Consider the following 23,800-nt stretch of genomic DNA (forward strand, 5'->3'; position numbering starts at 1 on the left):
GCCGGTGATGTGGTCATTCTTGACAATCTGAATGTTCATAAAAGCCCATTAGCAGTGAAAGCACTTCGTGAAGTCGACGTTGGTTTTTATTCCTGCCCAAATACTCTCCTGATTTGAATCCAATAGAGATAGCCTTTTCCAAAATCAAAGCCCTCCTACGGAAGGCGAAAGCGCACACTTATGAAGCTCTGTGGCAGGAGTTAGGGAACATCTGTGACATGTTCAGCTCACACGAATGCTGGAACTTTTTAAAGGACCCGGGTTATGTTGCGCATTCATTGCCCGATGCTTGAGCTCTATGTGGCCGCCATTAATGGTATGGCGATACGGGAGGTCGTCAGTTGGGCTATAGATAAGTATATGAAGGCGAGCTTGTGTTGTGTTTCAAATGGCGTTGGTTCCGTGAAAATATTTCGGGTCTCAATACTGCTCGAATGAGTATCATACACGGCAGCGAAATGCTGGGATCAGTGGAGACTGATACTGGTTGGACTTAGCTGTGAGAGACATCCAGACCACCTGAACTTTTACTCACCCATTTATAATTTGGCCGCTCTGATATGTTAGGAGTTTCCAAAACACCAGTACTTATAATGTTAGGAAGTTCATCAGGGTATCTGGTTGAAATAGGGAGTGTGCGCATGAGTATACTGTCGACTAAGGCAGCGACAGTGCGTTTTCAACGTTTTATTGGTGCGCCTTTCTATCTAGATCTTTCCTTCGCAAGAATGAAAAGAAACTCCAGATCCACTTGTAGGAAACTTTCGGAAATTAGCGTCAAATATCAAGAGAAATTTAACAAATTGTCGCTTGAAGAGCACACGGTAATTCATGTTCAAGCCGCATTAGCGTTGGCTCTTGGAAAGTTTGCAAACTGTCGTGACGTAGCTTTCGGAACAGATTGGTTAAGAGGTGGGCAAGAGCAAGGAGCCAACCTTATAACTGTGGCGCGTGTGGAAATACCTCCTGAATGTGAAAGTGTTAGAACGTTTCTTGAGAAGGTTACAAGGGCAATTGACCTTGCACAACGCCAGGGCCCAATTAACGAAATTGACTTCTTGAGAGGTTTAGGGATCGAGCCTCCTGTAGATCTCCATTCCTTTTATCAAGTTTACTGCCGGTTTGAAGATAGAGGCATCTTTAGCGAACCTTTTGCTAACCTCCCCAGTGATTTGGACATAGCGTTTGCCTTTGCTTTAAGCAGTGGAGGAACCAATATTAAAATCCGCTTTAGGCAAGACCTTTTTGAAGTAAGCGCTGTGAAAGTTTTCGCCCGGTTGGTCGCGTCTCTGGCTGAGGCGATGGGGGATGCATTGGATCAACCCCTTGGAGTGTTTTGGGAGCAGACTCTCCAATACGAACTTACAAATACTTATGGAAATGAACTAAGCCTGCTCTTGGCACGACAGAAGGCTGAGAGCAGCCCGTGGTACCCATTAACGTTGGTTCAGCAAGACCAATGGCTGAGTGAACTGACGGGGGTACGACTGGACTGCAACGTCATCCTTGGGACGTTGGACTTACCCAAAGATCTAGACCTTCTATACATGAAGAAAGTCCTGCGAGCAGTGGCCGATGCTTGTGAATTTACCCATTTGAAAATTTTGAAGAGTGGTCTGCAATCGCCAGCAAAAGACAGTCAGGTTACAGTCTCCCAGCACAAAGTGCAGGAGTTTGGATGGTCCGAACATGGACCTGCAGTAGTTTTGAGCTGGCATGAACAAAGGTTGCGAGAAGGGGGGGACTGGGGAATTCGCCCTATTTGAGGCTCCTGAGGGCTATTTGCTAGCAATTCGGTGCTCCCATCATTTTTTGGATGCTTGGGGAGCATATCAGCTATTTATGCTCATTTGTGAGACCTATGAGCGGTTTAGCGGAACGACAGCTCAGATAGTACTGAAGGAAAACCGGTTTCTTCCTGCTCTGCAGGAGGATCAGATCTATCGGCTCTGTGGTGAAGAAGATCACGACCTGAGGTATTGGCGCGAAACTCTTGAAGGTTGCGCTGGACAACCACTGATTATGCATCTGGCAGATCATCCTGTAGCTCTTGCAAAACCCTCACCTATTAAAACCTTACGCTGCCAGCTTCCACCCGATTTGGTGGGTCGCCTGCGCCAAAACTCAAGGGCGTTAGGCGTGACGTTTGATACATTTTTGTCGGCTATGGTTCGCCTATATCTGGCAAAAATGAGCGGTCGGCAAAGCATTATCACTGCGGAAACTGCCCTGAATCGCACACGGCGCCAATTGCGGATTTTGGGTCACTTCTCCAATATGGTTCCGCTGCAGACATACATAGAAGAACAAAAAAGTGTTACGCAGTTTCTTCAGACAGCTGCACAGCAACAAAGGCAGGCGCACAAACACGGTCGGGTTCCTTTTGGGCGGGTACTACGTGAGTGTGGACTGCAAAGGGCACATGGGGATGTGCGTGTCAATATCTTACTATCACGCAAAGGACCAAGCTTAAATGGGCAAGCTATTCGCGCTCGCACAATTACTGGACAACATTCAAAATTCAGTATCAGCCTGTGGCAACTTCACTATGACATGCCTTTGGAAGTTTTACTTGATTACGACATAGGGCTTTTTGAAGAGCGGACAATCAAGGTCCACCAATCACGATTATTAAACTTCTTTGATAAAGTTACTAAAGATCTGAATTTACCTGTCTCCTCTCTCTCTGTGTGCGACATAGCTGAATATCATTTGGTCACATCCACCTTCAATGATACACAGGTAGACTATCTCAAGGGAGTTTCGATACTCGACCATTTTAAAAGCCAAGTGCAAATTCACCCAGATTCCACAGCTGTCATCGATGATAGGAAATCTTTAACATATCGTGAGTTGGACAGGCGCTCCAATCGGCTGGCTCGATACTTGATTGCCCAAGGCGTTGGGCCGGAACAAGTTGTTGGGGTGTGCCTAGAACGATCCGTGGAACTGGTCTTTGCCCTACTAGCAATCTTGAAAGCAGGGGGGGGCTACCTCTTCCTAGCTCCTGATTACCCGCTGGAGCGATTTACTTTCATGCTGGAGGATGCCGAGTGTGGACTTGTCATCAGACATAAAGCAGTTGGTCCGCCAATACACAGCATAGATCCACAATCTAGATTTCATCAAATTTTTTTGGATGATGGAAAATGCCTGTCAGAGCTTACATCTTACTCATGTGCATCCCTTAAACCGAGCGAGCGAAACGGCCTGTTGACACAGAACAGTCTGGCCTATGTGATTTACACATCCGGCTCTTCCGGAAAGCCTAAGGGGGTGATGGTTGGCCATCGGGAGATCACTAACCGGCTGGCGTGGATGCAGGAGTACATGCCACTTGGTCCGCAAGACACCTTGTTGCAAAAGACGCCTTGCACCTTTGATGTTTCAGTTTGGGAGTTGCTTTGGTGGGCGGTTGCCGGTGCCCGCGTGGTTATGCTGACACCGGGTGCCACCGGGATATTAATGCACTGTTTCAGGTTATTGTGACTTACAAAGTCAGTGTCCTTCACTTTGTGCCCAGCCTGTTTGATGAGTTTCTGGCCTCGCTAAACTTCGAGCGGGGCAGGGCCTGCTTGTCTTCTCTCAGAGCTGTGTTCACCAGCGGTGAAGCACTGAGCGCCTCGACGGTCCAGAGGTTTTATCAGCTTCAAAACCAGGCAGGCACCAGAACCCGGTTAATCAATCTTTATGGTCCCACGGAAGCTGCGGTGGAGGTTACCCTTTATGAGACAAAGGGTACTGAGGATATCCTTCCCATCGGCTGTCCAGTTGCGAACACGCAGATTTATGTGGTTGACGCTCACTTGCATCCGGTTCCCATTGGTGTTGCGGGGGAGCTGCTCATTGGCGGGGTTCAGGTTTCCCGCGGTTATCTGGGGCGTTCTGGACTGACTGCGGAAAAGTTCATTGCGGACCCGTTCTCCGGGAAATCCGGAGCACGGCTTTATTGCTCAGGCGATCTGGCCCGTTGGCGGCCTGATGGCACACTGGACTATCTGGGGCGCATGGACCATCAAGTCAAAATTCGCGGGATGCGGGTGGAGCTGGGTGGAATAGAAGCTGTTCTGAGTTCTCAGGACGGGATCGCTCAAGCCGCAGTCACGGTTGATGGGGCAGGAAGCCAGGCACGGTTGGTGGCCTGTCTGGTTCCCGAGGGCATTGGCGATGTGCATATCGCAAGTGCTGTGGGCAAAGATGTGGAAGCGGTCTCAGACCTTGATCGCCAGTCCTCACATGTGCTGGACCCAGAAGCCTTGCTTGATATCCGCCTGCTGCGGGCACAACTGAAGACCTTTTTACCTGAACATATGGTTCCAGGTACATATGTGGTTCTCTCCCGTCTTCCCCTGACCCCATCAGGGAAACTGGACCGTAAAGCGTTGCCGGTGAACCAAAGTGTGGCTGTGCAAACCGTCTATGAAGCTCCGCGTACTGAGCGTGAGGCTCTCATCTGTCAGATCATGCGTGATGTGATTGCCCATGACCGGCTGCATCTGGAGCGGGTGGGCCTTACTGACAACTTCTTTGATATCGGCGGTCATTCCATCTTTGCCGCGCAATTTGCCATGCGTTTGGAAAAGGCCCTTGGGGTCCATGTGCCGGTGCGGCTGGTGTTTGAGCATCCGCGCGTACGCGAGTTTGTCCAAGCACTGGAGACGGGGATCCAAGGTGAGGCCTTGCCGCCGGTGCTCCCTGTGGAGCGACAAAACCCAATCCCGGCCTCGTTCGAACAAGAACGCATGTGGTTGGCCAACACGGTCTATGAAGGCAAACCTGTTTACAATGAAGGCCTGCCCATCTCCATCAAAGGGGCAGTAAACACTCAGGCCTTGCTTACAGCCGTACAGGGTGTTTTAGACCGCTATGAGGTGCTGCGAACGAAGCTGCTTGAACAGGACGGGCAGTTGATCCAGCAGGTCAACCCCGTGGGCAGCGTAACACAGGTATTTGAGGACTGGTCGGGGTATGGCCTTACAGCCAAAGACCTTGAGTGCCGGGCTATACAACACTGTGCGGAGCTGATCTCCGCGCCCTATAATCTTGGTACAGAGTACCCCTGTCGGTCTCTGGTGCTCAAGCTTGGTGAAGATTGGCATGTCTGGTGTCTGGCCATCCATCACAGTGTAGGGGATAACTGGTCGCTTAGCCATGTGATGCCATCGGACTTCTTTGCTCTGTATGAGACAGCCCTAAGCGGTGGCACTTCCAATCTGCCAGAGATCACTTTGCATTATGCCGACTACGCGGCATGGCAGCGCTCAAAGGAGCTGGCCCCGGTTCTGGCTAAGGATCTGGAATGGTGGCACAAGCAGCTTGCGGGTTTGCCTCAGGTGTTGGACCTGCCGTCGGACCGTTCCCGCCCACCTCAACGCAGTTCTGAAGGACAGAGGATACAAGCACAAAGCTACTCGCCACAGCTGTGGCGGGCGGTTGAGGAATTTGCGGTTTCACATGATGGAACCCCGTTTATGGTGTTTGTCGCCGCTCTTTCCGGCCTTTTGTCCCGAGTGTGCCGAACGGACGATATCGTCTTGGGCACGCCCCATGTGATGAAGCCCGATGCCGCCCTTTGGGATGAATTCGGTTACTTTGGGAACACATTGGCGTTGCGGACCAAGGTTGAAGGGGATGATACTTTTGAAGGTCTGTTCACCCGCGCCCGCAATACGGTAATGGGGGCGATTGCCCATCAGTATGTACCGTTTGAAGATATTGTGTCAGCTCAGGAAGCTTCTCCTTCCAATGTCACGCCGATCTTTCAGGTTCTACTGGTGATGCATGCCTATGCAGATGCTGAGGCATTTAAAAACTCTGGCCTGATACTCAACATGATTTGGGAGGCCGCTCCCAAGGTCTCCAAGTATGACTTGAGCGTAGACATCAATCCAGGAACGGATGGTGTTCAAATTTTCATGGAGTATGCCTCGGATATCTTTGAGGAGGAGACGGTGCGCCGTTTGGGGGACATGTTCAAGCGGTTTATTTGTGGCGCGCTTCAAGCCCCTCACGCTCCCATTGCAAAGCTGGACATTCTGGGGGATGGGGAACGTCAACAGGTTCTCAAAAACTTTAATGAAACGCAGGTGGACTATCCATCCGGGGAGACGGTCCTTGATCTGATTGCAAGGCAAGTAGAGGCGCATCCGCAGGCCATCGCTGTAACTGACAATGACAGTTGCTTGACGTATGCCGAGTTGGATGGGCGTTCCAACCAGCTGGCCCGTTATCTGATTGCTCAGGGCGTTGGACCGGAACAGATTGTTGGTGTGTGTCTGGAACGATCGGTAGAGTTGATAGTTGTGCTGTTGGGAGTATTCAAGTCAGGGGGAGTTTATTTACCGTTCAGTTTAGATTATCCGCTTGATCGACTTGAGTATATGCTTGCAGATGTCAATGCGGATCACGTAATTGTAAGTCAGCGGGGTCATGTCCGCCTTGCAGCAATGCTAGTAAACGCGCGGTATTTGGTTACAGTATTGGAACCAATTCATTCCCCAAATTGGCTTTGCAATTATAAGGGGAAAGGTAAGGCAGCGCAAATTTTTGGTGGCCTTCCTAGTGCTGATATCTTGGCCTATATCATCTATACCTCGGGCTCCTCGGGAAAACCGAAAGCCGTTCCAGTGTGCCATGGCCCACTAACCAACCTTCTTTTGTCTATGAAGACAGTCTACGCGATAAAAGAGGGTGAAGGTGCTTTGGTAGTCTCAGAACCTGTTTTCGATGCTTTTATTGAAAGGACACTGGTGCCTCTTATTAGCGGCGGTTGGGTGTCACTGCGAAGTCTTGAAAGTCTTTTACATGAACCTTTATCAAGCAGTTTGTTTTCTAGCGCAAAGGTAGCTGTATATGGTGGTACACCAACTATCATAGAAACCTTAATCGAACACTGTGCTGTTTTATTCGAAGGTGCCCGTGCAGTTGCTGGAGGGGAGGCACTACGTACTCATCTGAGCAATAAACTGTTCAGTCTTAGATCTTCCATAATCAACTCGTATGGTCCAACGGAAACGACTATAACTGCTAGCTATTACTCTGTTGGTGCGGAAGACAATTTGGACATCCTACCCATAGGCTCTCCGGTTGCGAACACGCAGATTTATGTGGTTGACGCTCACCTGCATCCGGTTCCCATTGGTGTTGCGGGGGAGCTGCTCATTGGCGGGGTTCAGGTTTCCCGCGGTTATCTGGGGCGTTCTGGACTGACTGCGGAAAAGTTCATTGCGGACCCGTTCTCCGGGAAATCCGGAGCACGGCTTTATTGCTCAGGCGATCTGGCCCGTTGGCGGCCTGATGGCACACTGGACTATCTGGGGCGCATGGACCATCAAGTCAAAATTCGCGGGATGCGGGTGGAGCTGGGTGGAATAGAAGCTGTTCTGAGTTCTCAGGACGGGATCGCTCAAGCCGCAGTCACGGTTGATGGGGCAGGAAGCCAGGCACGGTTGGTGGCCTGTCTGGTTCCCGAGGGCATTGGCGATGTGCATATCGCAAGTGCTGTGGGCAAAGATGTGGAAGCGGTCTCAGACCTTGATCGCCAGTCCTCACATGTGCTGGACCCAGAAGCCTTGCTTGATATCCGCCTGCTGCGGGCACAACTGAAGACCTTTTTACCTGAACATATGGTTCCAGGTACATATGTGGTTCTCTCCCGTCTTCCCCTGACCCCATCAGGGAAACTGGACCGTAAAGCGTTGCCGGTGAACCAAAGTGTGGCTGTGCAAACCGTCTATGAAGCTCCGCGTACTGAGCGTGAGGCTCTCATCTGTCAGATCATGCGTGATGTGATTGCCCATGACCGGCTGCATCTGGAGCGGGTGGGCCTTGCTGACAACTTCTTTGATATCGGCGGTCATTCCATCTTTGCCGCGCAATTTGCCATGCGTTTGGAAAAGGCCCTTGGGGTCCATGTGCCGGTGCGGCTGGTGTTTGAGCATCCGCGCGTACGCGAGTTTGTCCAAGCACTGGAGACGGGGATCCAAGGTGAGGCCTTGCCGCCGGTGCTCCCTGTGGAGCGACAAAACCCAATCCCGGCCTCGTTCGAACAAGAACGCATGTGGTTGGCCAACACAGTCTATGAAGGCAAACCTGTTTACAATGAAGGCCTGCCCATCTCCATCAAAGGGGCAGTAAACACTCAGGCCTTGCTTACAGCCGTACAGGGTGTTTTAGACCGCTATGAGGTGCTGCGAACGAGGTTGGTGGAAAGGGACGAAGGGCTGTTTCAGCTAATAGATCCTCCCGGTAACTTAAAACTAGTATTCGAAGACTGGTCCGGAAGCGCACATTTGACGGAAAAAATGGAGCAGGATGTCAAGGTGCGGTGTTCAGATCTTATTGCTGCGCCCTATAATCTTGGTACAGAGTACCCCTGTCGGTCTCTGGTGCTCAAGCTTGGTGAAGATTGGCATGTCTGGTGTCTGGCCATCCATCACAGTGTAGGGGATAACTGGTCGCTTAGCCATGTGATGCCATCGGACTTCTTTGCTCTGTATGAGACAGCCCTAAGCGGTGGCACTTCCAATCTGCCGGAGATCACTTTGCATTATGCTGATTACGCAGCATGGCAACGCTCAAAGGAGCTGGCCCCGGTTCTGGCTAAGGATCTGGAATGGTGGCACAAGCAGCTTGCGGGTTTGCCTCAGGCGTTGGACCTGCCGTTTGATAGGCCGCGACCGTCTTTGCGGAATTTTGCAGGGCATCTAATTCAAGAGCACTTCTTCTCCATAGAGGATTGGCGAGCAATTGAGAGTTTCTCTGTTCGTCATGGTGGAACTCCGTTTATGGTGTTTGTCGCCGCCCTTTCCGGCCTATTGTCCCGGGTGTGCCGAACGGACGATATCGTCTTGGGCACGCCCCATGTGATGAAGCCCGATGCCGCCCTTTGGGATGAATTTGGTTACTTTGGGAATACGCTGGTGTTGCGGAGTAATGTGAAAAGCAAGACTTCCTTTGAGAATCTGTTCGATAATGTCCGAGACATGGTGATGGAAGCGTTTGCCCATCAATATGTGCCATTTGAATGGATCGTTAAGAGGCTTAAAATTGCGCCTTCCAATACAACGCCTTTGTTTCAAGTCCTATTGACGATGCATGCTTATGGGGATGAGGGAGGGGATAAACGTCCGGACATGACACTGGAAGTATTGGAAGAAACGTCTCCAAAAATTTCAAAGTTTGACCTGAGCGTTGATGTCTATCCGGGATCTAATGGTATCCATATTTCCCTAGAGTATGCTTCAGATGTGTTTGAAGAAATAACCGTGCGCCGCCTTGGGAACTTGTTCAAGAGATTTATGTGTGCAGCGTTTAAAACCCCATCAATATCAGTGGGGGAACTAAACATATTAAGTGAGGCAGAATGTCAGCAAATCGTCAATGGCTTTAATACATCGCAAGTGGACTATCCCGTTTACGAGGGGATACTGGATTTGTTTACAAGACAAGTGTGGAATCAGCCGGAAACATCTGCAGTTTTTGATGGCGACAGGTGTTTAAATTATAGGGAACTTGATGTGCAGTCTAACATGCTCGCAAGTTCTCTCATGGCTGAGGGGGTAGGTTTGGAGCAGGTTGTTGGTGTGTGTCTAGAACGCTCTATTGAATTGGTAGTCTCACTTTTGGCAATTTGGAAAGCAGGAGGTGCTTACCTACCCTTAGATCCGGACTATCCTCACGACCGGATTCTTTATTTATTAAAGGATGCTGATGCGAAAGTACTTATAGTACAAAAAAGGCATAGTGAAACTTTGTCCGAATGTGCTGCATTAAATGGATTTCACCCATATATATATGATGAAGGGGGGCTTCATAGTTTCCAATATAACAGCGGAGAAGGTTTTTCAGAAGTGGAGGGACTACAACCCTATAAGTCTGACCGATTAGCCTATGTTCTCTATACTTCTGGTTCTACGGGAAAACCAAAGGGGGTGATGGTATCCCATAAAGAGCTATATGCATTTGTAAGTTCAGTAAGTACCCTCATCGAGTTAACTGAAAAGGATGTAGTTTGGTCAGTTGCTTCTGCTAGCTTTGATGTGTCCATTCAGGACTTTTGCTTGTCATTGGCTGGTGGGTCGAAAATGGTCCTGTTTAATCGTACCCGCTTTGGCTCTCGGGACTACGTCACCCAACTTCTTGAAACATATCCTCCAACCTTCATGGAACTAACGCCATCTGTATTTGGAGTTATGTTCCCTGATGGGTTACCATTTCTGCCTGACCTTACAATGTTTATTGGCTCGGAAGTTGTTGAGCCAGGTTTGGCAAGTAAACTTCTTGGACAGGTCAAATCTCTTTTTAATGCCTATGGGCCAACCGAAACTGTAGTCAACTCTATTATGAGCCGAATTGGTAAAGAGGACTTCGTGAATTCCGTTCCAATTGGTTTTCCGTTACCGAACACGAAGGCTTATGTGGTTGATACATTTCTTAACCCGGTTCCAATTGGAATTGCGGGAGAGCTGGTGATCGGTGGGGTTCAGGTTGCCCTAGGTTATTTGGGTCTTTCAGGTCTTACTGCGGATAAGTTCATTGCTGACCCCTTCTCTAAAAAAGCAGGCGAGCGCCTTTATCGCTCAGGGGATCTTGCCCGCTGGCGCAGGGATGGTCAGCTGGAATACTTGGGGCGCATGGATCAGCAGGTCAAAATCCGCGGTATGCGTGTGGAGCTAAGTGAAATTGAATCGGTACTTATTGCTCAACCGGGCATCTCTCAGGCTGTAGTCGTTGTAGATGAGGTTGAAGGACAAACTCGTATCATAGCTTGTGTAGTCCCGGAGATTGTCGATTATCATCAACCTACGATTACTTTGGTCAAAAAAACGGAAAAACTCAGCCCCAGAGAAGATAGAACTCTTGATGTCGAAAGTTTGTTAGATATTGGTCTTCTTCGCGCTCAACTTAAGATTCTTTTACCCCTATATATGGTACCCAGCCATTACGTGGCTCTATCTCGGTTGCCACTGCTTTCTTCTGGTAAGGTAGATAGAAAATCTCTTCCAATAGCTGCTGCCGTATCTGTTCATAAATCCTATGAAGCACCTGAAACTGCGTCGGAAATTTTTATTGCAGCAACGTTTGCCCAGCTTCTTGGGCTGGAGCGAGTTGGACGGCAGGATAGTTTTTTCGACCTAGGTGGAGATTCAATGAGCGCAGTGAGATTGATCGAACGCCTGAAAGGTGAGGGGTCCTGTAATCTGGGAGTCAGGGATGTACTTGAAAAGCCAACAGTTTCGGAACTGGCAAAACGCCTGTCTTCAAAGAAACGGAGTTACTCTCCTCTCATTCATTTTGTAGCTCCCAGAGGCCTAGAGCGCGGGGCTCAGACCCAGCAGGTAATCTTGTGTTTCCATGCAGCTGATGGCCTTGGGTATTACTATGGTCAGGACAAAGTGCTCCGTGAGTGGGGCCAATATGGTAAAGTAATCGGAGTTCGCGCGCGAGGGTGGGAAGATAATGAGCGTTTCTTTATAAACTATGACGAAATGATAGACTGCTATACAGGGACGATTATTAAAGAGGTGACAGGTCCACTATTTTGCGTTGGTTGGTCAGATGGCGGTGTGATTGCTCAGGATGTGGCCGTACGCCTTCAGAAGTTGGGGAGGGATGTTAAGGGACTGGTGATCCTCGATTCTTTGATTCACCCTTCAGATGATGAAAAAGAAAATGTAACACGGTATATTACGGGAGATGCGCCCTGGAGTGAAGTTTTGGATCAGCTCTATGGAGAATTGTATGAACCTGAATTTAATGGAAAGCATCAATTCTTGTCAGATAACGAAAAGCTGAAGCATATACTAGATGTGTTGACTTTTCGAAAACTTATTCCAACTGAAGTCAGTCAGGCCCCCCGAGCTTTTGCCGAACGATTGATTAAAAACTATGTGACAAACCTCTTTCTACTGGCCAAGAAAGGGAAAACTGAAGTTTTCAATGGGCCTACTCTCGTTCTACGAGGGTTGGAAAATATAAATAAAAAAGAAGACCCAACACTTGGGTGGCCGAACTTCTGTTCTCGAATAGACATTGCAGATACTCTTACTTCTCACGACAGCTTTTTAAAGCCAGTTACATGCAGGGAAGTAGTCGACGTAGTTTCCCAATGGATGGGAAGCTTATCAAGTCCAAAAGAGGAATGATAATCGGCACTGCTGTTCATGAAACTGCATCGGACTGTAAGTGTTTTTAGTGCTTGATGGGATAGTTACTCCTTTTCCGGTATTGATGCGCCAATTTGCTGTCATGACTACTTATAAAAGGAGGCCCCATAAACGAGCTTAGGGTCCAGACTCATAACCAGTAACAGATAGCTACGACTAGACTGTATGCGGTGTTTTCACCCCACCTGTTCATAGGTAATTAGGCCTCCCATAGGGTAGTGATGGAATGGATGCCTCTCCCGGCGCATTTCTGCAATACTGAGCAGAGTGTAGCTTTTGGAAAAAGAGGGACGCAACCATGAAGAACCTTGCCGTTGTTGGAGTTGATTTATCAAAGAACGTTTTTCAACTGCATGGAGCCGCTGCAGACGGACATGTCGTGTTTTCAAAGAAGGTTTCTCGTGCGGGTTTTTTGAAGGCTTTGGGTAAGCTGCCAACTTGTCTTGTCGCAATGGAGGCTTGTGCGAGTTCCCATTATTGGGGAAGAGAGGTGGGAAAGCTGGGGCACGAGGTTCGCTTGATTGCGCCGATTTACGTCAAACCCTTTGTTAAGCGCCAGAAAAACGACGCCAACGATGCTTTTGCCATTGCCGAAGCCGCCGCCCGTCCCACCATGCGCTTTGTGGAGGTCAAAAGCGAACTTCAACAGGCCCGTTCGATGGTGTTCCGCACCCGTGAGATTCTGGTGCGCCAGCGAACCCAAATGATTAACGCGCTGCGGGCGCATTTGGCCGAACATGGACTGGTCGTCCCTCATGGCGCGGTCCATGTTGAGAAGCTGAGGCAGCGTCTTGAAGCGGATGGGGGACATCTTCCTGAGATTGTTCATGAAATGGCGAGGTTGTACTTTGAACAGATTGGCGAGCATACGCAAAAGATTAAGGTGCTTGAGAAAAAACTTCAGACATTGGCCAGAAACAGTGGTACGGCAAAAATTCTGCAAACCATTCCCGGGCTCGGCCCAATCACCGCGATAGCGATAGAGGCTTTTGCCCCCGCAATGGCCACGTTCAAGCGCGGGCGGGATTTCGCCGCTTGGCTGGGCCTGGTTCCCAAGCAGCACTCAACGGGGGGCAAAACGCGGCTTGGGAAGACGTCTAAAGCCGGCCAGCGTGATATTCGCAGGCTGCTGATTATTGGCGCGACAACAGTTATTTGGTGGGCCCGCAAAAAAGGCGCGCCCCGGCATCCGTGGCTTGAGGCCTTGCTGGCAAGAAAAGCTCCTCTGGTGGCCGCTGTGGCGCTGGCAAATAAAATGGCGCGAACAGTATGGGCAATGATAACAAAGGGAGAAACCTATCGAGATCCGGCAAGCATGGCTGTGTGAACGTGGCTTGTTTCGTCGGTAAGCCGGGAGGGATTGCAAGGGACATCTGACAGTTAAGGACCCAGGATCACTAAGATCGGATCAGGAAAACCAGTTTGCGACACGGAGCTTTGAGCTCGTGGTTATGATATTGGACCTGATCGGCGCTTATCCATAACGGCCCGCGAGGACAAAATCTTGCAAAAAGGCCTGATACACGTGCGCACTTGATCCCATGGTTTTTACGTCTGAGTAACTCTCGCATTGACTAAGGCATCCATACATGTCGCAAAGTTTGACCTGTTTTCAGGGCCTGGCTTTTCGTCTAGACGCTTTCTGCTCTGATTTTGCGGTTGAAGGTTTTATATTTTGGTCAGTTTCAAAGGTGTCCACTATCCCAAAGACGTCATCCTTTATGCCGTCTTCTTCTACGTTCGCTATTCGGTTTCCTACCGCGACTTGGAGGAGATCATGCAAGAGCGCGGTGTTGATGTTGATCATGCCACTTTGAACCGTTGGGTGGTGCGGTATTCGCCGCTGATTGCACAAGAGGCGAGAAAACAAAAGCGTAAAGTTGGTACCTCGTGGCGCATAGACGAGACGTACATTAAGGTCAAAGGCGTCTGGGTTTACCTCTATCGTGCCATCGATAAGCACGGCGATACCGTTGATTTTATGCTCTCAAAGACCCGCGATGAGGCGGCGGCCACGACATTTTTTGAAACCGCCATTGGCGCCAATGTTCTTCCGGACAAAGTGGTTATGGACAAGAGCGGAGCCAACCGCGCCGGGTTGACGAACATCAACCTGTATTTACTACTCACCGGATACTGGTGGTCTTTCATCGATATCCTGCAGGTCAAATACCTGAACAATATCATTGAACAAGACCACCGTTTCATCAAACGCCTGACAAGGCCGATGATGGGTTTCAAGGCCTTCCATTCAGCTCAGGCCACCCTTGAGGGCATCGAAACTGCACACTTGATCAAAAAAGGGCAACTCAATCAGGAGGACGTTCCAGCCTATCATCAGTTCATGGCGCTCGCAGGATAAGTGCGTCCAGACCAGAGGCGTAATCTGGGTTCAGGCAAACTTTGCGACATGTATGGATGCCTTAGTCAATGCGAGAGTTACTCAGACGTAAAAACCATGGGATCAAGTGCGCACGTGTATCAGGCCTTTTTGCAAGATTTTGTCCTCGCGGGCCGTTATGGATAAGCGCCGATCAGGTCCAATATCATAACCACGAGCTCAAAGCTCCGTGTCGCAAACATATCGGTACAACTCAGTGGAAGTATAAAGCGTCGTATTAAAACCAATTGCGAGGGTGATCGTGATGTGATGGCAAAACAGGGTAACCGGGACCAACTAACCCCGTGGCATTGTCGGAGCTTCGAGCTCGCCAACTTGATTGGGTGTTGGTCTACGAATTCCATCAGGGCCAGCGGAATAGACCGCGCAAACAGGCCGGATAGATGACTGAAAACCTACATTGCTAAAACTCATAAAACGCTTGCAATCCGGGGCGTGTTCATAGATGGCAATGCCCTCCGGAAACCTATTTTAGCTTAATGAGGCCTGTCCCTACTAGGTTTCTACCGCTCTTCTTTGCCGCATACATGCGTGTATCGGCCAATTTGAGCAAGTTGTCCAAATCGCCGTCTGTTTCTTCAATCATGGCGATGCCAATTGATACAGTTGAGTGGATTGCCAAGTTCTCTTGACGAAGGGGGGTGCATTCAACATTATTGCGAATATTTTCTGCAATTTCAGCCGACTGGCGAGCAGAAATGGCATTTAGCAGAACGGTAAACTCTTCACCGCCATACCGGCAAACCACATCCTCCACCCTAACTGTTGAGCGTAGGATGTCAGCAATGTGCAACAAGATGCGATCGCCGGTCTGGTGACCGAACCTATCATTGATGCGTTTGAAATGATCGACATCAATGAGAATAAGTGAGAAGTTTTTTTTAAGGGGCTGTAAGGTTTGGACCTGTTCCAGATAGTTGTTAAAATATCTTCTGTTATAAGTCTGTGTCAGCGGGTCCAGCGTGGCTGCCTGATACATTTTCTTATATACTTCTAGCTCCACATTGGAAAATAATGCATAGCGCAATATTACTGAGGGCCCAAGGCGGATAATATCGTTGGGCGTTAGCCAACACCTTTTGATTTGCCTGTTGTTTACAAACACACCATTGCGAGACTTTAGGTCAAAGACCTCAACTCCATCCGGTGTTGTTTCTATGAGAAGATGTCGACGACTGACGCTGTTATCTCCCAGTTTGATCCGGCAAGACTGCGCGCGCCCCACTTCAATGCGAGGTGCATCCAACAGATAAACTTGACCAGCTTCGTTGCCGTTGACAAACATGATACCCGGCTGGGTATTGTCATTCTGGCCTGTGTAGTTTGACGGACCGAGAGTAGGGGGTAAAGGGCCTAAGTGGGCAGTTTCGACCGCATCTGATCCCTCTTCAACTAGGTTGTCTGGCATATCGTCAATTTTGCCAGTTTTTGTGTTGAAATGATTCCTCACGGTCCCTTGTCATCCTTGCATTTTCCGAAACAGTAAGATTTTTTTACCGTTCCGGTTTCTGGACTTATCAATTATAATATGTATTCTACCTACTAATTTAATGTTATTTGTAGTTTCTGTATGACTATATTTAATTTGGCAAGTTATTATACTAAATTATCATTGTAAATATGTATATAAGTGATATTGGATATTATCCTATAATTAGTAATTTCTTTGTGGGGAGGTAAAATAATGTCTAGTGACGCAGTTGAAAAAGTTGAATACGATCAAGATGTTCTGATTATTTGGAAAGATCAGGTATATCGAATCCCAGAGCAAGAATGGAAAGATAAAACACCCGAGCCGATTTCTGACCATGTAAGAGTGGAAGAACTGGTAAAGTTTGGTGCAGCGGTTGCATCTATCCCGACCTACGAGAAAGATGATTCTGAGGATAAGAGAACTCCAAGCACGGTAGGGGCCACTTGTTTTCTCTTGAATATTGATGTGATCAAGGGTGGTTATTAATAGGATTGGCCATCTCACAAAGCAGGGGGCATGAGTTTCCTGCTGGGGACTGATCTGTTTCGGGATAATGCCAATTGGTGTCTACAGTGAAGAAGAAGTACCGCAAAGGTACTCACCGGCTCGTGTCTCCTGAAGAGACTATTTCGCGTGTTGAACCATTTTTGCAGTTTTTTGGCATAACCCGGGTGGCGAATATCACCGGGCTTGATAGGGTTGGCCTGCCTGTTGTTGCAGTCTACCGGCCTAATGCCCGCTCACTTGCGGTCTCGCAGGGGAAGGGGTTGGATCTTTTTTCTGCGAAGGCCTCCGGTATCATGGAGGCCATTGAAGGATACCACGCGGAACATGCAAAACTTCTATTGCGTTTGGCCAGCTTGAGGGAAATTACTCAAGACGGAGCTGCTCTAGATGTGGCGCGTTTGCCCCGTGTTGAAAACAGATTACTGGGCCTAGACCACCAGATTTTGTGGTGTGAAGGATACGAGCTGATGGTCGAAGAGCCGGTTTGGATTCCTTTTGAGATGGTTCACACCAACTTTACACTTCCACTTTCTGGCAGTAGCGGCCACTTTCAGATGAGTTCCAACGGGCTTGCCAGTGGAAACTGCTGGCTCGAAGCCGTTAGTCATGGGATCTGCGAGTTAGTGGAGAGGGATGCGCTTGCCCTTTGGACCGCGCGTGGTGCTATGGAAAGTCCGCAGGGGCGGCTGGATTTGTCAAGTGTTGAAGACCAAGAGTGTCTTCGGGTGTTACAAATGCTTCACGGTGCCGGACTGGCCGTAGGCGTTTGGTCTATTACAACAGATATTGGTCTGCCAGCCTTTGCTTGTACTATTGTTGACCAGCAGCCCAATCATCTGGGCCAATTGTATGCAAGTGAGGGCAGTGGATGCCATTGTGCTCGTGAAGTTGCTCTTTTGAGGGCGTTGACGGAAGCAGCACAAACGCGGCTTACCTTCATAGCCGGTGCCAGAGATGATGCGCATCGCGACTTTTTTGAAACTGCTCGAAATCCAGTGCAGGTAAACAAAATTCGGAATTTAATAGATGAAGGTGCTGAGCGAGCCAGTTTTGTGTTTTCTGAAGCCCCTAGCTTTGACGGAGAGAGTTTTGAAGAGGATATCTCCTATCAGCTTTCGCAGCTTCGCGTTGTAGGTATTGAGCAAGTCGCAACAGTCAATCTTGGTGGGGTTGTTGAGGGAATTGAGGTTGCACGTGTTGTTATTCCCGGTCTTGAAGGTCTGCACGATGCGCCCGGTTATGTTCCGGGTAAACGATTGAAGCTTTTTGAAACTTCCCAATCTGATGGCACTTAAATCTATGTCTACTGTTGTTTTTCTTGGCCCGAGCCTTTCGCTTTCTGAAGCCAAAGATCAGTTACCTGCGACTTTTCTTCCCCCAGCTTCACAGGGCGATATTTACAGAGCTGTTAAGAAAGGTGCACGTCTGATTGGTATCGTGGATGGGTTTTTCGAACAGGTTCCTGCAGTCTGGCACAAAGAGATTCTCTGGGCAATGTCTCAGGGTGTGCATGTTTACGGCGCTTCGAGCATGGGAGCGTTGCGGGCGGCTGAATTGGCTTGTTTTGGCATGGTTGGCATTGGTAAGGTTTTTCAGGCCTATTACGAAGCAAAGCTTGAAGATGATGATGAGGTTGCAATTACCCATGGGCCAGCAGAGCTGGGATACCCGAAGCTGTCTGAAGCTATGGTCAATATTCGGGCAACTCTCGATCGGGCTGAAAATGAACGGGTGATTTCGAAGATTTTTCGGGCGCAGTGTGAGGAAACGGCCAGGTCCTATCATTTTTCTTCGCGCAGTTATGAACGCTTGTTGTCAGCTTTGGAAGGGCAGGCCGATAATGATGAGATTGCGCGGCTTAGGGGCTGGTTGCCCCATGGTAAAGTAGATATTAAGCGCGAAGACGCTGTGGAGCTGCTCAAGGTTTTATCTGAGCAACAGGCTCAGGCAACCAAACCCAAAGAGGTTTCATACTCCTTTGCGCACACAGATACATGGGAGAAACTCATTCGGCAGGTGGAAGCATCCGAAAGCTCCGAAGAGATTGATGATCTGCTGGATGAGTTGCGTCTTAATCCAAAGCGGTATGGCCAAATTATTGAGGGGGCCGTTGCCCGTGCTCTTGCATTAAGGGAAGCAGATCGCACTGCACTGGCAGAGCAGCCGGAAAAATTTCAGTACAAGCTCCACTCCTTCTTCGTCAAACGCGACATTATTGAGGGTCCCGACATTCAGAAGTGGTTGGAGCACAACAGGCTTGTTGCAGATGAGCTGATTTCTCTTATTAAGCGCGAGCAACGTATCGAAACCATAAGGGCTGGTTTGGAACTTGAGATCAAAAAGTCCTTAGTAGATGTTTTGCGCTCTGCAGGGATATATGGTGATCTCCTTGAGAAAATTGCTGACAAGAATAGGTTGGTTTCAGCAGTTGATCTGGATATTTTTTTCGAAACTGAAGATAATCCTTCTGCGGACCAGCTTCTGAGCTGGCATTTTAATGAGCGCTTGGAGACCGGCCTTCCGGCGCATCTGGACAGTCACATTACTGGTTTGGGCCTGAAGAGCCGAAGGGCTTTTCTCCAGACTCTGGCCAGAGATTATCTTTATGAGGCTGCGGTGTCTTCCATTCCTCAACTGGAAGGCAGTGAGGCGACTAACTGAGTGAGATGGTCTTCGATTGGCCGGGGGCGGAAGCCTAAAATCTTCTCGGCTTCTGTGTTGTCAACTTCGCAGCCATCTTTGACGCACACGTTCATCAAGCCGGAAAATGTTTGCATTACCGAGTCTCCAGATGAGAACATGATATCTAGTTGCTTCTGGGGCAAATCCTCCCGTTTCAACGTTCTACCCGCAAGGTTTTCGCAGCGCAAGATAATGTCTTCCTGACTAAGTGCCTCAGCGCCACCAATCTGAAGCGTGCGGTTTTTGACTTCAGGAGCTTTCAGACTTGCGCCGATAGCTTCACATACATCATCAATAGAAATCCAGGAGATCTTGCCTTTCCCACCGCCAAACGTGAGCATTGCATTGGTCTGCGGATTTATGCCGGTGGGTGCTGCCAGCCAGGATTCCTGAAAATGCGGGGCCTGAATGATGGTGTAATCCATTCCATAGGTACGTAAGGCAGCTTCGACGGCCCTTTTCGCGCTCTGGAGCGGAAATGTACCCTGAAATTCGGGAAAGGAAATATATAGGAAGTGGTTGACGCCGCTTTCTTGAGCAAGTGCGACCAGATTCAGTTGTCCTTGCTGGTCAACGCTTTCAAAACTGTTGGTTTCGCTTGGCCGGGAGACAGATGTTGCGGTAGATACGACTGCAGCTACACCTTTGCAGGCAGATTTTACGGAGACTGGATCTTTCAGGTCCGCCACGACAATTTCAGCGCCAAGTTTTTTCAGCGTTTCAATGGTCTCTTGGCTGCTGCTGTTACGCACCATTGCTCTGACCTGCAGACCTTTTTCCAGCAAATGCTTACAGGTTTTAGACCCGAGCACGCCAGTTGCTCCAACAACTAGGATCATTTGATTCCCCCTAAATATGTATAAGGAAAAACAGTAGCATGTATTCTAAAGGAAACCTAAGGTTTCGGCTTGAAGTAATGCTTCTTTTGCGCTGATGAATACTTTGCGGTCATCTTTTGTGGTAAAGCCCGTTATGATGCCGCTCAAAGCAACGTCGATTTGATCTGGAAGCCAAAGCTGCACTTTATGGCGTAATATTTTGGCGCAATTACACAGTTTTTCAAGGTCTCGGGCATCAAAAGCAATTTTCAGTTCAGTCAAAACCGCGGTCCATTTCATGGAATAATCAAAGGGCAGGGTTGCCCAAATCTCCCTAGCTTTGCGGGTTTGTACGCTGGCTAAGTCAACGTTCCCCCGTTTCAGGTAAACCCATCCCAAACTTGCATGGGCGATACCAATATAATCTGTCATTTTAGCTTTTACGGCTGATTTCAGAAGCTTGTGGGCTAAGATTTCCGTTTTATCTATGTTTCCCATCCGCCGCATCAGGATGACGTAGTAACATAGCGTTCGGACCTCGCCGCTGGTGTCGCCAATCTGTTTGGTTTGTTCCAGCGCTTTCAAAAGTACTTGTTTTGCTTCTGTGAGTTTTCCAGCAAACAGCAAAAGGAACCCTAGTTCAAACTGGGCAAAGGAAGCCTCAAATTCCATGTCGGCGTCGACAGCGGCTTTCAACAATTGGCGGCCGAGTTTCACAGTCACATGTTTGACGCGATAACGATCACGGCGCAGATCTCTGAATATCTGTGTCAGGTAAAACTGGTAGAGATGGCGTGGTGTTCCTCTTTCTTTTATCAGCGCTTGTGTCTCTGAAATTTCGATGCCCATCAAGTGTGAGTTTGCTGCCCAGTAGTGGGTCCATAGGCGCCCCAGCTTAACCTCAATAAGTTCATCGCCCCATGCGCAGGAAGGGGCTGGATCAGAGTTCAGGAGGCGTTCAGCTTCGCTATAGGCCGCCAATGCCTCTTTATGTCTGTGTTCTGTTTCAAATGTTTTGCCCAGTAGTCTGTTAAGCCGGGCTTTAGTGATGAAATCGCCTGGCTTTTGATCAAGGGCCTGGCGCAAAGCGTTACGGGCCGGCTCGTAATCACGTTTGAGTGAATGCAGGGCCGCCAGTGCTTCATTGGCGGTAATGGTTTCCCTGTCCCAATGGGCTTTGCGCTCTGGCTGTTGCCGCCGGGCCTTTTGGGTTTCCAGAAGAGCCCTTTGATTGAGTTGGAGTGCTTCTTCAATCGCATGATGGCGGTGTGCTTGATCTGCGGCCAGGCGCAGATGCTGCGCGGCTTTGTCAGGAACCTGTGCGCATGCCCAATGGTGCCCCAGGCGGACATTATTTGATTGCTGTCCTTTTGCATCATTACGCAGCTTGTCAAGCTGTCGTGCAATTTTGCTGTGCAGCTCACGTTGGCGCTCTGATGTGAGCTGGGCTTCTGCCACTTCCCGTATTTTATCGTGGAGGAAGCGGAAGCCGTCCTTATCGTCAGTCTCAAGTATCTGGCGCTCAACGAGCTCGTCGATGACCTGCCCTACTGTTTCTTCAGTCAGACCCTTAACAGAGGCAATGAGGTCAGTCTCGAAGTGGCGACCAATCAATGCGGCACAGTCAACCACTTTGCGTGCGATTGGTTTTAGCCGGGCCAGACGCAGTTCAATAAGATCGCTGATTGTATCCGGCAGCAGTAAGCTTTCATAATTGGTGAACTCAAAAAGAGCCTGATCTGCAAATGCCCATTTGCCGGTCTGGTCCCGGCATAGTACGCGCTCTGTTATGGCTGTGCGTAGATACTCGGCAATAAAGAAAGGGTTTCCATTGCTGCGCTCGAAGAGAAACTCTGCGAAGGTATGGGGGAGCTGGCTGACGGTCAGCATGCCACTTGCCAGTTTCTTAATATCGCGGATATCCATTCGCGCCAACGAGACTTCCTTGACGTTGTCAGCTGATAAAATGCCATTAATTTCCTGTGTTCTTTCTTCAGAGCGCATGGTTCCAAGCAGGAGGACGGGGGCATCATCCAAACCATATTCTGAAAGGTACTTTATGAACGCCAGTGTAAGTCCATCCGCCCATTGCAAGTCATCCAGAATCACCAGTAAGGGGCAAATTTTAGAGTAGGCGGCAAGAACACTGCGCAAGGCTTCAAACAGGCGTGTAATGGCCTGTTCCTGTTCCAGCTTAGGCGGGGCTGGCAACAGCTGCGTCCAAGGAAGCTCCTTGATGCTGCTTGAATATTCACAGAGCACTGCTGCATGCTTGCCACACAGGGTTTGGAAACTTGCCTCTCCACCTTCCATACAATTGTCAGCGACCTGATCCAATAATTGCAAGAACGGATAGAGCGGTTGGCTGATAGGTTTTGATTGCGCGTTGTCACCACCCTTTGCTGCGCACTCACAGCAGACAACCTCCATACCTGACCGTTGGGCTTTTTTGGCCATTTCGGAGCCCAAACGTGTTTTACCCAGCCCGCTTTCGCCCATAACAACAAGGATTTGGCCCGCGCCTTTTTTGACACGTCTCAGGTGGCTTTCAATGTCCGTACTTACTCTGGCGTTCTCGATGAAGGAAGCACGGTACAGATAGGCGCGCGCAGACGGAATAGCACTTGGCCACTGGGGCCTTTGAGTGCCCAGATCCTCAAGGGCTTGCAGAACTGTTTCTGCGTAACCTATGCGCCTATTTACTTCTTTAGCCAAGAGCGCCATGATTAAGTCATCAAGTGCTTTTGGAACACCGTGAACAAGATTGGAAGGCTTAAGAGGGATACGCTCAAGGTGAGCGTGAAAGATCTGGGCGCGTGAACCACTAAAAGGCTTTAAGCTTGTCACGAGCTCATATAAAATGCATCCAAGGCTATACAAGTCACAACGCGCATCAAGCGTTTCATTTCGAATTTGTTCCGGGGCCATAAAGTGAGGCGATCCGCTAACGACCTGAGCGTTTTCTATAACTTCCCGGCCTATTGTGCCACGTACCTGAGTGACAAGTCCGAAATCCACCAGGACAGGTAACTTGTTTTTCAATATGAAGACGTTATCGGGTTTAAGGTCTCGGTGAATGATACCAAGACCGTGCACATAGGCGAGCACTTCACAAATACCGTAGATCAGTGTCAGTATGTCATCCAGTTGACCGGCGGCAGCCTGATTGCGGATGTCTATCATCTCTTCATTGTCATTATAGTTTATGTTGTCGGAGAGTATGATGTCTTCAAGACTGATCTGTGTTGCTTCCGGACTGTAATCTGCCCTTAGGGAGATTTGATTTGTGGGAGTGGTTCTAGAACCGTGCTGGTGAGACCAAATCTGAACTATTGTGTTGGCAAGCGTTGGCTCCGTCAGTCTTTCCATTGCATACCAGGGAAGCCCCTCGGAAATGCCATGTTCTATAACCTGAATAACACCGGGGTGTTTAAGCTTTGCAAGGGATCTGATTTCACGGCGCAGCTGGTTTAATTTGGAGACGTCGCTTTTTGTCGCTACTTTTATGGCAACTTGTTTGTCAGTGAGTGCGTGTTTCGCGGCGAATACAACACCCATACTACCTTGGCCTATCGGTTTGATAATTTTGTACGGGCCTAACTGTTTACCAATCTTTTTCATCTAAATGTCTATTAATAAGAATCAAATGTAATATGAGAACCGATAGATTCTACCGTGAAATATAACGATTCTGCTTCAGTAAAAACTTAGCTTAACGTTTTTATGTATTTCTTTGAAGTGAGCTTGAAGG

At 49.0% G+C, this 23,800-nt stretch carries 12 protein-coding genes and 1 pseudogene; 9 read left to right on the forward strand and 4 right to left on the reverse strand.

Annotated elements, in window-relative coordinates:
* The first annotated feature begins 113 nt into the window (after positions 1-113).
* The 6 genes and pseudogenes from P6574_RS09245 (at position 114) to P6574_RS09270 (ending at position 14,529) form a co-directional block, all read left to right on the forward strand.
* Positions 114-293 carry a hypothetical protein gene (locus P6574_RS09245; protein WP_310620035.1) on the forward strand — a complete coding sequence of 60 codons (180 nt, stop codon included), beginning with the start codon at positions 114-116 and terminating at the stop codon, positions 291-293.
* A 348-nt stretch (positions 294-641) separates the two neighbouring features.
* Positions 642-1,766 (forward strand): condensation domain-containing protein, encoded by a 1,125-nt coding sequence (locus tag P6574_RS09250; protein WP_310620036.1) that lies wholly within the window; start codon positions 642-644, stop codon positions 1,764-1,766.
* A pseudogene (locus P6574_RS09255) lies at positions 1,717-4,325 on the forward strand (non-ribosomal peptide synthetase); the annotation flags it as partial. The gene P6574_RS09250 and the pseudogene P6574_RS09255, both read left to right, overlap by 50 nt.
* Before the next feature lie 138 nt (positions 4,326-4,463).
* Positions 4,464-12,146: an amino acid adenylation domain-containing protein gene (locus P6574_RS09260; protein ID WP_405048138.1), complete on the forward strand. Its 7,683-nt coding sequence runs from the start codon at positions 4,464-4,466 to the stop codon at positions 12,144-12,146.
* A gap of 319 nt (positions 12,147-12,465) precedes the next feature.
* Positions 12,466-13,494: an IS110 family RNA-guided transposase gene (locus P6574_RS09265; protein WP_310619544.1), complete on the forward strand. Its 1,029-nt coding sequence runs from the start codon at positions 12,466-12,468 to the stop codon at positions 13,492-13,494.
* A 348-nt stretch (positions 13,495-13,842) separates the two neighbouring features.
* Complete coding sequence (locus tag P6574_RS09270) at positions 13,843-14,529, forward strand: IS6 family transposase (protein ID WP_405048086.1); 687 nt, start codon at positions 13,843-13,845, stop codon at positions 14,527-14,529.
* A 315-nt stretch (positions 14,530-14,844) separates the two neighbouring features.
* Here P6574_RS09270 and P6574_RS09275 read toward each other — a convergent pair whose 3' ends face one another.
* Positions 14,845-14,982: a hypothetical protein gene (locus tag P6574_RS09275; protein WP_310620039.1), complete on the reverse strand. Its 138-nt coding sequence runs from the start codon at positions 14,980-14,982 to the stop codon at positions 14,845-14,847.
* A 52-nt stretch (positions 14,983-15,034) separates the two neighbouring features.
* The gene (locus tag P6574_RS09280; RefSeq protein ID WP_310620040.1) at positions 15,035-15,976 is read right to left on the reverse strand and encodes a GGDEF domain-containing protein; all 942 of its coding nucleotides are present in this window, start codon (positions 15,974-15,976) and stop codon (positions 15,035-15,037) included.
* Positions 15,977-16,252: 276 nt separating this feature from the next.
* Between P6574_RS09280 and P6574_RS09285 the strand changes: the two genes are divergently transcribed.
* The 3 genes from P6574_RS09285 to P6574_RS09295 all read left to right on the forward strand — a co-directional run bounded on the left by P6574_RS09285 (position 16,253) and on the right by P6574_RS09295 (position 19,210).
* Entirely contained in the window at positions 16,253-16,528 is a 276-nt protein-coding gene (locus tag P6574_RS09285; protein WP_310620041.1) for a hypothetical protein, read from the forward strand.
* Between the two features lie 77 nt (positions 16,529-16,605).
* Entirely contained in the window at positions 16,606-17,844 is a 1,239-nt protein-coding gene (locus tag P6574_RS09290) for a YcaO-like family protein (RefSeq protein WP_310620042.1), read from the forward strand.
* 4 nt (positions 17,845-17,848) lie between these two features.
* The gene (locus P6574_RS09295; RefSeq protein ID WP_310620043.1) at positions 17,849-19,210 is read left to right on the forward strand and encodes a TfuA-like protein; all 1,362 of its coding nucleotides are present in this window, start codon (positions 17,849-17,851) and stop codon (positions 19,208-19,210) included.
* Here the strand turns inward: P6574_RS09295 and P6574_RS09300 are convergent.
* Positions 19,180-20,070: an SDR family oxidoreductase gene (locus tag P6574_RS09300; protein ID WP_310620044.1), complete on the reverse strand. Its 891-nt coding sequence runs from the start codon at positions 20,068-20,070 to the stop codon at positions 19,180-19,182. The two genes, P6574_RS09295 and P6574_RS09300, sit on opposite strands and share 31 nt — an antisense overlap.
* A gap of 45 nt (positions 20,071-20,115) precedes the next feature.
* Positions 20,116-23,670 (reverse strand): protein kinase domain-containing protein, encoded by a 3,555-nt coding sequence (locus P6574_RS09305; RefSeq protein WP_310620045.1) that lies wholly within the window; start codon positions 23,668-23,670, stop codon positions 20,116-20,118.
* Between the last annotated feature and the right edge of the window lie 130 nt (positions 23,671-23,800).

It is taken from the genome of Pseudovibrio sp. M1P-2-3 (assembly GCF_031501865.1).
Lineage (GTDB): Bacteria > Pseudomonadota > Alphaproteobacteria > Rhizobiales > Stappiaceae > Pseudovibrio > Pseudovibrio corallicola.

Excerpts from the sequence above, each read along its gene's own strand:
- P6574_RS09250 (WP_310620036.1), top strand. The coding sequence starts at position 642 with ATGAGTATACTGTCGACTAAGGCAGCGACAGTGCGTTTTCAACGTTTT.
- P6574_RS09260 (WP_405048138.1), top strand. The coding sequence starts at position 4,464 with ATGCGTGATGTGATTGCCCATGACCGGCTGCATCTGGAGCGGGTGGGC.
- P6574_RS09265 (WP_310619544.1), top strand. The coding sequence starts at position 12,466 with ATGAAGAACCTTGCCGTTGTTGGAGTTGATTTATCAAAGAACGTTTTT.
- P6574_RS09275 (WP_310620039.1), bottom strand. The coding sequence starts at position 14,982 with ATGAGTTTTAGCAATGTAGGTTTTCAGTCATCTATCCGGCCTGTTTGC.
- P6574_RS09280 (WP_310620040.1), bottom strand. The coding sequence starts at position 15,976 with ATGCCAGACAACCTAGTTGAAGAGGGATCAGATGCGGTCGAAACTGCC.
- P6574_RS09285 (WP_310620041.1), top strand. The coding sequence starts at position 16,253 with ATGTCTAGTGACGCAGTTGAAAAAGTTGAATACGATCAAGATGTTCTG.
- P6574_RS09295 (WP_310620043.1), top strand. The coding sequence starts at position 17,849 with ATGTCTACTGTTGTTTTTCTTGGCCCGAGCCTTTCGCTTTCTGAAGCC.
- P6574_RS09300 (WP_310620044.1), bottom strand. The coding sequence starts at position 20,070 with ATGATCCTAGTTGTTGGAGCAACTGGCGTGCTCGGGTCTAAAACCTGT.
- P6574_RS09305 (WP_310620045.1), bottom strand. The coding sequence starts at position 23,670 with ATGAAAAAGATTGGTAAACAGTTAGGCCCGTACAAAATTATCAAACCG.